Raw genomic sequence first — 11,675 nt, 5'->3', positions numbered from 1 at the left:
GCGAAGGATCGCTGTCGTCTGCCCTGCCGTTCATGACCGGCCTGCCTGTTCCCGCCTGAGACGCCGCGCTGCGCAAGAGACACCGCGCGCGCCGATCACCGCCTTGGGGGGGCGCCACGCAAGGCCGGCACACCGCCCCTGCATTGCCCCCTGGTCTTGCCCATTCATCTTGCCTCGGGCCCTTCTGCCGCCGGATCGCATCCGGGCGGGTCCATTCGGAGGCTGCATTGACTTTGCGCGCTCTGCCCTAAAACGTAAAGCCTGACACTGCGCCAAGGAGACCCGGATGCCCGAGATCGGCGAAACCGCGCCCGACTTCACCTTGCCCGTCACTGGCGGGGACGACACCCTTTCGCTTGCGTCGCTGTCCGGCCGCAAGGTCGTGCTGTATTTCTACCCCCGCGACGACACCCCCGGCTGCACCACCGAGGCGCTGGATTTCACCCGCCTGGCCGCCGAATTCGACGCCGCCGGCACCACCGTGCTGGGGATTTCGCGCGATACGCTGGACAAGCACGAGAAATTCTGCGCCAAGCATGGTCTTGGCATTCCCCTGCTGTCGGATGCCGAAGGCGACACCTGCGAACGCTACGGCGTCTGGGTGGAAAAGAAGATGTATGGCCGCAGCTCGATGGGGATCGAACGCACGACCTTCCTGATCGGCGCCGACGGGCGCATTGCGCAGATCTGGCGCAAGGTGAAGGTCAAGGGCCACGCCGAGGAGGTTCTGGCCGCCGCCCGCGATCTCTGACCCCCCGCGCGCGCCGCATCGGCGCCCGGACACAAGCCCCGCCCAAGCGTTGCCGCCTTGCATCGCTTGGGCGGCCCTTTTCGCGCGGCCAACGGCGCGCTTGACCAAAGGCGCGACAACTTGTCTAAAAAGGCATGACCACGCCCGCTGCGATAGACCTCGAGCTGCGCAAGCTGACGCGATATGCCCAGAAAGGCTATTTCGTCGGTCTCCATATCCGTTTCACGTCGCCCCTGTTCTTCTTCCAGACCTATGATCAGGCCTGGACCGACCATTATTCCGAAAACGCCTATGTGCTGCGCGACCCCGCGACGGCCTGGGGGTTTTCCACCACCGGCTGGATCCGCTGGAGCGACGAGGCCCTGCCCGACCCCTTCGGCATCTTCGAGGAAGCGGCGCGATTCGGGCTGACCTATGGCGTCACCATCGCCTGCGGACATATCCATTCGCGCACGATCGCGTCGCTGGCGCGCGACGACCGCGAATTCCTCGACGAGGAGATCGAGAAGGCCGAGAAGATCATCCGGCGCCTGCACGAGATGACCGAGCCTCCGGGCGAGTTGACACGCGCCCAGATCGAGGCGCTTCGTTGCATCGCGGGAGGCGACCGCCATGCCGCCGCCGCGGCCAAGCTCGGCATTTCCGAAAGCGCTCTCAAGGCGCGGCTGACTTCGGCGCGGCGGCGTCTGATGGCACGCACGACGGCCGAGGCCATCCAGCGGGCAAAGGACGCCCGTCTGATCTGACCCCGGCCTGACCGAAGATCCCCCTCCCGCACGGTTCCGTTTCACCACCAACCTGCAGGAGGCTGTCATGCAGACCACGACCCTTTCCTTCGCCAACCTTCACAACCACGGCGAGTTGTTCGCCAACATGTTGCGCGCCCGGCGTGAATTGTTCATCGTCCATAACAAGTGGAACCTGCCCGAGGCCATGGGCATGGAATACGACCAGTATGACACCCCCGCCAGCCGCTGGGTTGTCGTGCATGATGGCACCGGGCGGGTGCTGGCGGGCAACCGCTTGACCCCGACCACGACCCGCTGCGGGATCTATTCCTACATGATCCGCGACGCCCAGCGCGGGCTTCTGGACACGATCCCCTCGACCCTTCTTTATGACGAGGCGCCCGTGGCCGAGACGGTCTGGGAAAGCTCGCGGCTGTTCGTCGCCCATGACGTGCCCATGGCCGAACGGCGCAAGGTGCATGCGCGGCTGGTCCACGAGCTGGGCGCCGCGGCTCGGCAGCTGGGCGCGACCACCTGCCTGACGCTGCTGAACGCCAATTGGCCGCGCTGGGCCGGGCGCGTGGGCGTCTCCATGAAGGCGATGGGTCCCGTCATGGAGATCGAGGGCGTCAACAATCAGGTCGTGGCCATGGATTTCAGCCAGAACCTGCATTGACCCGCGCCCTGCCGGCCGGAGGGGGCCGCCAGAGCGCGCCCCCGAGAGCCCGCCGCGCAAGCGCGCCTTCGGGCGATTGCGCGGGACGGTCCACGCCATCGGGCGGGGCCTCCGGCACGACATCCCGCATTCGAAGGGGCCCCTTGCGGGGGGCCCTTTCCCGCCACGGGGTCGCCACCGGGGCCACCACTGGGGCGCCACGGGGCCGCATCCTGGGGTGCCTCTCGGGCCGCCGCTGTCGCGCCCCCCCCTTTTCCGCCCCGCCGCGCGGCCCTATTCTGGCGCGCATGGCGGATCTGTTCGACACCCCTCCCGACCCCGGCTCCGGTGCCTCCGCGGCCACGCCCGAGGCGCCCCCCGAAGCGCCGCGGCCGCTGGCCGACCGCATCCGGCCGCGCGCGCTGGCCGAAGTGGTGGGTCAGGAGCAGGTTCTGGGCCCCGATGGCCCGCTCGGGGCGATGCTGGCGGCCGGCACGCTGTCGTCGCTGGTGCTGTGGGGGCCGCCGGGGGTGGGCAAGACCACGATCGCGCGGCTTCTGGCCGATGCCTCGGACCGCGCCTTCGTGCAGATCTCGGCGATCTTCACCGGTGTCGCGGACCTGCGCAAGGTCTTCGAGGCCGCCCGGCTGCGCCACGGACAGGGGCGCGGCACGCTTCTGTTCGTCGACGAGATCCACCGCTTCAACCGCGCCCAGCAGGACAGTTTCCTGCCGCATATGGAAGACGGCACCATTGTCCTGGTCGGCGCCACCACGGAAAACCCCAGCTTCGAGCTGAACGCAGCGCTTCTGTCGCGGGCGCAGGTGATCGTTCTGGAACGGCTGTCGCTGGCCGATCTGGAGCGGCTGGCCCAGCGCGCCGAACAGGCGCTGGGGCGCGCGCTGCCGCTTGATGGCCCCGCCCGCGAGGCGCTTCTCGAGATGGCCGATGGCGACGGGCGCGCGCTTCTCAACCTGGTCGAGCAGGTGGACGGCTGGCGGCTGACGCGCCCGCTTGACACGCGCGGCCTGTCCACCCGGCTGATGCGGCGCGCGGCCAATTACGACAAATCCGGCGACGGCCATTACAACCTCATATCGGCGCTGCACAAATCGGTGCGCGGCTCGGACCCCGATGCCGCGCTCTATTGGCTGGCGCGGATGATCGAGGGCGGCGAGGATCCGCGCTATATCGCCCGGCGCATGTTGCGCATGGCGGTCGAGGATATCGCGCTGGCCGATCCGCAGGCGCAGAGCATCTGCCTGCACGCCTGGGAGACCTATGAACGCCTGGGCAGCCCCGAGGGCGATCTGGCGCTGGCACAGGCCGTCATCTATCTGGCGCTCGCGCCAAAGACGAACGCGGGCTATGTCGGCTGGAAGGCCGCGCGCGAGGCCGCGCGCCGGTCGGGCTCGAAACCGCCGCCCAAGCATATCCTGAACGCCCCCACCGCGCTGATGGAGGATCAGGGCTATGGCGCGGGCTATCAATACGACCACGACACCGAGGACGGCTTCTCGGGGCAGAACTATTTCCCCGACGGCATGAAGCGCCCGGTCTTCTATCAGCCGGTCGCGCGCGGCTTCGAACGCGAGCTGCAAAAGCGCGTGGACTGGTTCGCGCGCGCCCGCGCCCGGCTTTCGGGCACCAAGCCCCCCGCGGGCGACTGAGCCCCGCTCACGGCCCCGCCCCCGATCGCGGCGCGCCCGATCACGGCACCCCCGACTCACGGCGCGCCCGATCAAAGCGAGATTGACATCCGCGGGCCGCAGGCTCAGGGAAAGGGCATGAAACCCGACCTGCTTTTCGTTGCCGCAGGCGGTGCGCTGGGTGCCAGCGGCCGCTATCTTGTCTCGGTTGCCACGATGCGTCTCGTGGGGCCGGGCTTTCCCCTGGCCACGATGATCGTGAACGTGCTGGGCTCGGCGCTGATGGGGGCGCTGGTCGTCCTTCTGGCGCACAAGGGGGGCATGCGTTTCGCCCCCTTCCTGATGACCGGCGTCCTGGGCGGCTTCACCACCTTCTCGGCCTTCTCGCTCGATGCGATCACGCTTTACGAACGCGGCGCGGCGATGCAGGCGGGCGTCTATGTCGTGCTGTCCGTGGGCCTGTCGCTGGCGGCGCTGTTCGGCGGCATGTCGCTGATGCGTGCGACCCTTGGCTGAGGCGAAGATGACCCTTGATCCCCGGAACACCCCCCCGCAAGAGCGCCCCCCGCAAAAGAGCGAGGTCCGCCAGATCGAGATCCCGGCCGAGGCCGCCGACATGCGGCTGGACCGCTGGCTGCGCAAGGAAATCCCGCATCTGAGCCAGATCCAGATCGAGAAGCTGTGCCGCACCGGCCAGATCCGGCTGGATGGCGGCCGGGTCAAGCCCGCCCAGCGCCTGACGGCCGGGGCGACGCTGCGCCTGCCGCCGCTGCCGGCACCGGCGCCCGATGCGGGCGCGCCGCGGGGCCGCGCCACCTCGGCGCCCTCGCAGGCCGATGCGCGCATGATCCAGGAAGCGGTCCTGTGGAAGGATCAGCACATCATCGTGTTGAACAAGCCGCCGGGGCTGCCCAGCCAGGGCGGCTCGGGCCAGGGCGACCGGCATGTCGACGGGCTGACCGAGGCGCTCAAGTTCGGCTACAAGGACCGCCCCAAGCTGGTGCACCGGCTGGACAAGGACACCTCGGGGGTGCTGCTGCTGGCGCGCACCGACCGCGTGGCACGGGCCCTGACCGAGGCCTTCCGTGAACGCACGACCCGCAAGATCTATTGGGCGGCCTGCGCCGGCGTGCCCAGTCCGCGCATGGGCACGATCCGCTTCGGGCTGGTCAAGGCGCCCGGCCGCGGGCGCGGCGGCGAGGGCGAGAAGATGCTGTGCATCCCCCCCGCCCGCGTGCCCGAGACCGAAGGCGCCAAGCGCGCCACCTCGGATTATGCGGTGATCGAGGCGCTGGGCACGCGCGCCGCCTGGGTGGCGCTGGTGCCGATCACCGGGCGCACGCACCAGCTGCGCGCCCATATGGCCGAGATCGGCCACCCGATCGTGGGCGACGGCAAATACGGCGGCTCGGGGCAGGAGAACCTGGGCGACGGCTGGGGCGCGCAACTGGGCGGCGAGATCAGCCGCAAGCTGCACCTGCACGCCCGCTCGATCCGCATCACCCACCCGATCACCCGCGCGACGATGACCTTTGTCGCGCCGCTTCCCGCGCATATGGAGCGGACCTGGAAGACGCTGGGCTGGCGCGCGGAAGACGCCCCCGAAGACCCCTTCGAGGATGCCTGAGAGGCGGCCCGGCCAGGACGAAGGAAAGACCGATGAAAGATGCGCCCCTGCGGCTGGCCCTCTTTGATGTGGACGGCACGCTCTCGGACAGTCAGGAGCATATCTGCGCCGCAATGACCGGCGCCTTTGCCGCCGCCGGCCTGCCCGCCCCCGAGGCCGAGGCGATCCGGCGCATCGTCGGGCTGTCGCTGCCCGTGGCCATCGCGCGGCTGGCGCCCGAGGCCGGCCCCGAAGTGCAGCAGACCATCTTCGACGCCTACCGCCAGGCCTATTTCACCCAGCGCCAATCGGCGCCGGCGCCCCTGTTCGCGGGCGCGGCCCAGACGCTGGCACGGCTCGATGCGGGGGGCGCGTGGCTTTTGGGCGTGGCCACCGGCAAATCGCGCCGCGGTCTGGACCACCTTCTGGAATACCATGATCTGGAACGCTTTTTCGTGACCCGACAGGTGGCCGACGACCACCCCTCGAAGCCGCATCCGGCAATGGCGCTGGCGGCACTGGCGGCGGCGGGGGTCGCACCCGAGAACGGCGTGATGATCGGCGACACCACCTTCGACATCGAGATGGGGCGCGCCGCCGGCATGCGCACCATCGCCGTGAGCTGGGGCTATCACCCGGTTGCGGCGCTGGAAGCGGCCGGGCCCGACCAGATCGTGAACGACTTTGCCGCGCTCGAGGCGGCGCTGGCCGAGATGGCGCGGGACATGGCGCAGGGCATGATGCAGGACGCAGGAGACGACGAGAGATGAGCGGCTGGAAGGCGAAACGGTTCTGGACGGAGGCAAGCGTCGTTGCGGCGCCCAAGGGCTTTACCGTGCATCTGGACGGCCGCCCGGTGAAGACCCCGGCCAAGACCGCGCTGATCGTGCCCAGCCGCGCGCTGGCCGAGGCCATCTGCGACGAATGGCAGGCCCAGGACGACGAGATCCGCCCCCACACCATGCCCGTCACCCGCAGCGCCAATTCCGCGCTGGACAAGGTGGCCACCCAGCGCGCCGAGGTCGCGGCCCTGATCGCCGAATATGGCGCGACCGACCTTCTGTGTTATCGCGCCAAGACCCCCGACGAGCTGGTCGTGCGCCAGGCCGAGGCCTGGGATCCGCTGCTCGACTGGGCGGCGGTGGAGCTTGACGCGCCGCTTCAGGCCACCGCGGGGGTGATGCACCACGACCAGCCCGAGCCGGCGCTGGCGGCGCTGGCCGGCAGGGTCGCGGGGTTTACGGATTTCGGCCTGGCCGCGCTGCATGATCTTGTGGGGATCACCGGGTCGCTGGTGCTGGGGCTTGCGGTCACCCGCGGCCGTCTCGATGCCGCTGCCGCCTGGGATCTGTCCCGAATCGACGAGGAATGGCAGATCGCGCAATGGGGCGAGGACGAGGAAGCCCGCGAGACCGCCCGGATCCGCCGCGCCGCGCTTCTTGATGCGGAACGATTCTGGCAGCTGCTGAACCGGGGCTGAGCGCGCCGTCCCCAACACATCCCGCCGCATTGGGCCAAGGCCCGGACCGCCCCGCAAGCGGGCGCGCAAAGTTTGTGCAAACGCACAAACGCTGCGCAACGATAGGGTGAATGGCCCGATTGGTCCCTTGACGGACTTCTTGTAATTGGCCCACACTCCGCCCCGTTGGAGATCAACTCCACGGGATCATTCGGCTCCGGACGGGTCGAGGAAATCACGCAGAACCGCTCCGATCAGGGCGGCAACTCAGGAAGAGGTAAGCATGAAGAAATCCGTTTTTCTTGGCGCGCTGACGGTTGCGAGTTTCGTCGCGGGCGCCGCTGCGGCCGCCACGCTCGACGACGTGAAGGCGCGCGGTGAACTGAACTGCGGCGTCAACACCGGCCTGGTGGGCTTTGCCGCCCCCGATGCCAACGGCAACTGGGCGGGCTTCGACGTCGCCATCTGCAAGGCCGTTGCCGCGGCCGTTCTGGGCGATTCCTCCAAGGTGAAATACGTCCCCACCACCGGCCAGACCCGCTTCACCGCGCTGGCCTCGGGCGAGATCGACCTTCTGGTCCGCAACTCGACCTGGACCTTCACCCGCGACACCGACCTCAAGCTCGATTTCGCCGGCGTGAACTATTACGACGGCCAGGGCTTCATGGTCCGCAGGGATCTGGGCGTGAGCTCGGCCAAGGAACTGGACGGCGCCACCGTCTGCATCCAGACCGGCACCACCACCGAGCTGAACCTGGCCGACTTCTTCAAAGCCAACAACATGAGCTATCAGCCGATCGCGATCGACACCAACGCGGAAGGCGAACAGCAATACCTGGCCGGCGCCTGTGACGCCTACACCACCGACGCCTCGGGCCTGGCCGCCACCCGTGCCGCCTTCGCCGACCCGGAAAACCACATCATCCTTCCGGAAATCATCTCGAAGGAGCCGCTGGGCCCGGTCGTGCGCCATGGCGACAACGAATGGGGCGACATCGTGCGCTGGACCCTCAACGCGCTGGTCGCGGCCGAGGAATACGGCGTGACCTCGGCCAATATCGAGGAACTGTCGAAAGGCACCCAGAACCCCGAGGTCAACCGCCTGCTGGGCACCGAAGGCGATCTGGGCGCGATGATCGGCCTCGACAAGGAATGGGCCAAGCGCGCCATCGCGGCGGGCGGCAACTACGGCGAGATCTTCGCCGCCAACATCGGCGAACAGACCCCGATCGGCCTGGCGCGCGGCCTGAACGCGCAATGGACCCAGGGCGGCCTGCTCTACGCGCCGCCCTTCCGGTAAGATCGACCACGGGCGGGGGCGCGCATCACGGCGCGCCCCTTGCCGTTCAACCATACCGATAATCCGGACGAGAGGGGCGCAAAAGACCCCGAAAAGGCGGACATAACCGCCAGTGTCCGACTTCAGGGGAAACCGGCATGACCGATGTCGACATGCCGCCGAAACAGACGTTTCGGCTGAGCCAGCTCATTTATGATACGCGCTATCGATCCCTGACCATTCAGGTCGTGGTCTTCATGTTGTTCATGGCCGGCGCCGCCTGGCTGGTGGATAACACGATCCAGAACCTCAAGGTTCTGGGCAAGGATTTCAACTTCGGGTTCCTGTGGAACCGGGCCGGCTATGACATCGGCCAGACCCTGATCCCCTACACCAACGACAGCACGCATTTCCGCGCGATGCTGGTGGGGCTGCTGAACACGCTGCTGGTGTCGTTCCTGGGCTGCGTCGCGGCCACGGTGATCGGCATCTTCGTGGGCGTGCTGCGGCTGTCCTCGAACTGGCTGGTGGCGCGGCTGATGACCCTTTACGTCGAGGTCTTCCGCAACGTGCCGCTGCTGCTGTGGATCCTGGTCATCTATGCGATCTTCACCGAGGTGATGCCGGTTCCCAACGCCTTCCGGGTCAATCCGGCCACGGGCGAGGCCGCCGCCTCGATGCTGTTCTTCGACACGGTGGCGCTGACCAACCGCTACACCGCCATTCCGGGCGTGCTGTTCTCGAACCCGCTGCCCGGTATTCTGGGCCTTGCGGGGCCGCTCTGGTCGGCCCTCGTGGCGCTGGCGGGGGGGCTGTTCCTCAATTCCCGGCTGAAGGCGCGCGCCACCCGCATCCAGGAGGCCACGGGCACGCGGCCCAGCACCTGGTGGGCAACGCTTCTGTTGCTGACGCTGCCGTGGATGGCGGTGCTCTGGGCGCAGGGCTTCCATCTGGACGTGCCGGCCTTCAACCGCTTCAACTTCCAGGGCGGGATCAAGGTGACGAACGCGCTGGTCGTGCTGTGGCTGGCGCTGTCGCTCTATACCGGCGCCTTTGTCGCCGAGATCGTGCGCGCGGGCATCATGGCCATCTCGAAGGGCCAGACCGAGGCCGCCGCGGCGCTGGGGCTGCGGCCGGGCCGGATCATGAGCCTCGTGATCCTGCCGCAGGCGCTGCGGGTCATCATCCCGCCGCTGATCTCGCAATTCCTGAACCTGACCAAGAACTCGTCGCTGGCCATCGCCGTGGGCTACATGGACCTGCGCGGCACGCTGGGCGGCATCACGCTGAACCAGACCGGCCGCGAGCTGGAGGCCATCTTGCTGATGATGGGCCTCTATCTGGCGATCAGCCTGGGGATCTCGGGGGTGATGAACGTCTACAACAATGCCGTGAAGCTGAAGGAGCGCTGAGATGGCCGAGATTGCGCCCTTTGTCCGCCACGAGATGCTGCCGGCCGAACCCGCGCCGGCCAGCGAGGCGGGCGTCCTGCACTGGCTGCGCGCCAACCTGTTCTCGAGCCCGCTGAACGTGGTTCTGACGTTTGCCGGGGTCTTCATCGTCTACTGGCTGGTGTCGCATTCCGCCCCCTGGCTCATGCATTCGGTCTGGGCGGCCGACTCGCTGGGCGAATGCCGCGCGATCATCGCCGAGCGCTGGGGCCCCGACGCCACCGGCGCCTGCTGGGCGGTGATCCGCGACCGCTGGCACCAATATCTGTTCGGCTTCTACCCCTGGGAGCACATCTGGCGCCCGATCACGGTCTTTGCGCTTTTGTTCGTGGCCATCGCGCCGGTGCTCTTCTCGTCGGTGCCGCGCAAACTTCTGTGGTTCACGCTGGCCTATCCGCTGCTGGCGCTGTGGCTGCTGTGGGGCGGCACGATCTGGCCCGAGGTGATGATCGCGGCGGGCTTCGGCATCGGCGCGCTGGGCTTCATGCTGGGCGCCCGCTTCGGCAGCCTGGGCGCGATCTCGCTGGGCACGCTGGCGGCGGCGCTGTTCTGGGTCGTCCCGGCCGCGCCGCTCGAACATGCGCTGGCGGCGATGCTGCCGATCGGCCTGCCCGAGGTCAGCTCGGACCAGTTCGGGGGCTTCCTGCTGGCCGTCACCGTCGGCGTGGGCGCCATTGCGCTGTCGCTGCCGATGGGGGTGCTGCTGGCGCTGGGGCGGCGGTCGGACATGTTCCTGATCCGCGCGCTCTGCATCGGCTTCATCGAGTTCATCCGCGGCGTGCCGCTGATCACGCTGCTGTTCGTGGCGTCGCTGCTGCTGAACTATTTCCTGCCGCCGGGCACCAATTTCGACATCATCCTGCGGGTCGAGATCCTGGTGACCTTCTTCGCCGCGGCCTATATCGCCGAGGTCGTGCGCGGCGCGCTCTCGGCCCTGCCCCGCGGGCAATACGAGGCCGCCGATGCGCTGGGCCTCGACTACTGGAAGGCGCAGCGTCTCATCATCCTGCCCCAGGCGCTCAAGATCTCGATCCCGGGCATCGTCTCGACCTTCATCGGCATGTTCAAGGACACGACGCTGGTCGTCTTCGTGGGTCTGTTCGACCCGCTGAAGGGGATCTCGGATTTCGTCCGCGCCGACTTCGCCTGGAAGGGCATCTACTGGGAGCCCTACATCTTCGTGGGCTGCATCTTCTTCCTCTTCAACTTCTCGATGTCGCGCTACGCCATGTATCTTGAGCAAAAGCTCAAGCGCGATCACCGCTAGGGAGCCTGTCATGTCCCAACCCCAATTCGACCGCGCCATCGACCGCAGCCACATGCAGGTGGCCGACGAGATCGCCATCCAGATCAGCAACATGAACAAGTGGTATGGTCAGTTCCACGTCCTGCGTGACATCAACCTGACCGTGAACCGGGGCGAACGCATCGTCATCGCCGGGCCTTCGGGGTCGGGGAAATCGACGATGATCCGCTGCATCAACCGGCTCGAGGAACATCAGGCCGGCCAGATCATCGTGGATGGCGTCGAGCTGACCTCGGATCTCAAGAACATCGACAAGGTGCGCTCCGAGGTCGGGATGGTGTTCCAGCACTTCAACCTCTTTCCGCATCTGACCATCCTCGAGAATTGCACCCTGGCGCCGATCTGGGTGCGCAAGGTGCCCAGGAAGGAAGCCGAGGAAACCGCGATGCATTTCCTCGAGAAGGTCAAGATCCCCGAGCAGGCCCTGAAGTATCCCGGCCAGCTTTCGGGCGGCCAGCAGCAGCGCGTGGCGATCGCGCGCAGCTTGTGCATGAAACCCCGGATCATGCTTTTCGACGAGCCCACCTCGGCGCTTGATCCCGAGATGATCAAGGAGGTGCTCGACACGATGATCGAGCTGGCCGAGGAAGGCATGACCATGCTCTGCGTGACCCACGAAATGGGCTTTGCCCAGGCCGTGGCGAACCGGGTGATCTTCATGGACCAGGGCCAGATCGTCGAGCAGAACAACCCGCATGACTTCTTCAACAACCCGCAATCCGAGCGCACCAAGCTGTTCCTGAGCCAGATCCTGGGACATTGAGCGCCGGGGGCCGCGTGCCCCTTTCGCG

Annotated in this window: 12 protein-coding genes; all 12 read left to right on the top strand. The window is 67.5% G+C overall.

Annotation, left to right across the window (positions count from 1 at the left end; all coding sequences use genetic code 11):
• Positions 1 to 286 precede the first annotated feature (286 nt).
• The 12 genes from BW949_RS07140 (at position 287) to BW949_RS07085 (ending at position 11,647) form a co-directional block, all read left to right on the top strand.
• Positions 287 to 751, top strand: coding sequence for a peroxiredoxin (locus tag BW949_RS07140; RefSeq protein ID WP_076364441.1), 465 nt, complete (start codon positions 287 to 289; stop codon positions 749 to 751).
• 134 nt (positions 752 to 885) lie between these two features.
• A complete protein-coding gene (locus BW949_RS07135) occupies positions 886 to 1,497 on the top strand; it encodes an autoinducer binding domain-containing protein (RefSeq protein WP_076364439.1) in 612 nt (203 codons plus the stop codon).
• Positions 1,498 to 1,564: 67 nt separating this feature from the next.
• Positions 1,565 to 2,155, top strand: coding sequence for an acyl-homoserine-lactone synthase (locus BW949_RS07130; protein ID WP_076364437.1), 591 nt, complete (start codon positions 1,565 to 1,567; stop codon positions 2,153 to 2,155).
• Positions 2,156 to 2,442: 287 nt separating this feature from the next.
• Positions 2,443 to 3,804, top strand: a complete 1,362-nt coding sequence (locus BW949_RS07125; protein ID WP_076364435.1) for a replication-associated recombination protein A — start codon at positions 2,443 to 2,445, stop codon at positions 3,802 to 3,804.
• Positions 3,805 to 3,921: 117 nt separating this feature from the next.
• A complete protein-coding gene (crcB, locus tag BW949_RS07120) occupies positions 3,922 to 4,299 on the top strand; it encodes a fluoride efflux transporter CrcB (RefSeq protein WP_076364433.1) in 378 nt (125 codons plus the stop codon).
• A 7-nt stretch (positions 4,300 to 4,306) separates the two neighbouring features.
• A complete protein-coding gene (locus BW949_RS07115; protein ID WP_076364431.1) occupies positions 4,307 to 5,410 on the top strand; it encodes an RluA family pseudouridine synthase in 1,104 nt (367 codons plus the stop codon).
• Positions 5,411 to 5,442: 32 nt separating this feature from the next.
• On the top strand, positions 5,443 to 6,159 hold the full coding sequence (locus BW949_RS07110) for an HAD-IA family hydrolase (RefSeq protein WP_076364429.1): 717 nt from the start codon (positions 5,443 to 5,445) through the stop codon (positions 6,157 to 6,159).
• Complete coding sequence (locus tag BW949_RS07105; protein ID WP_076364427.1) at positions 6,156 to 6,869, top strand: ATP12 family chaperone protein; 714 nt, start codon at positions 6,156 to 6,158, stop codon at positions 6,867 to 6,869. Before BW949_RS07110 ends, BW949_RS07105 begins: the two co-directional genes overlap by 4 nt.
• Before the next feature lie 262 nt (positions 6,870 to 7,131).
• Entirely contained in the window at positions 7,132 to 8,148 is a 1,017-nt protein-coding gene (locus BW949_RS07100; protein ID WP_076364425.1) for an amino acid ABC transporter substrate-binding protein, read from the top strand.
• Between the two features lie 137 nt (positions 8,149 to 8,285).
• Positions 8,286 to 9,539: an amino acid ABC transporter permease gene (locus tag BW949_RS07095; RefSeq protein WP_076364423.1), complete on the top strand. Its 1,254-nt coding sequence runs from the start codon at positions 8,286 to 8,288 to the stop codon at positions 9,537 to 9,539.
• Position 9,540: 1 nt separating this feature from the next.
• Positions 9,541 to 10,845: an amino acid ABC transporter permease gene (locus BW949_RS07090; protein WP_076364421.1), complete on the top strand. Its 1,305-nt coding sequence runs from the start codon at positions 9,541 to 9,543 to the stop codon at positions 10,843 to 10,845.
• A gap of 10 nt (positions 10,846 to 10,855) precedes the next feature.
• Complete coding sequence (locus tag BW949_RS07085; RefSeq protein WP_076364419.1) at positions 10,856 to 11,647, top strand: amino acid ABC transporter ATP-binding protein; 792 nt, start codon at positions 10,856 to 10,858, stop codon at positions 11,645 to 11,647.
• The last annotated feature ends 28 nt before the right edge of the window (positions 11,648 to 11,675 follow it).

The organism is Phaeovulum vinaykumarii, assembly GCF_900156695.1.
GTDB classification, from domain to species: Bacteria; Pseudomonadota; Alphaproteobacteria; order Rhodobacterales; family Rhodobacteraceae; genus Bieblia_A; species Bieblia_A vinaykumarii.
Note: the sequence above shows the minus strand (reverse complement) of the source record. Positions and strands in the feature narration are given on the sequence as shown.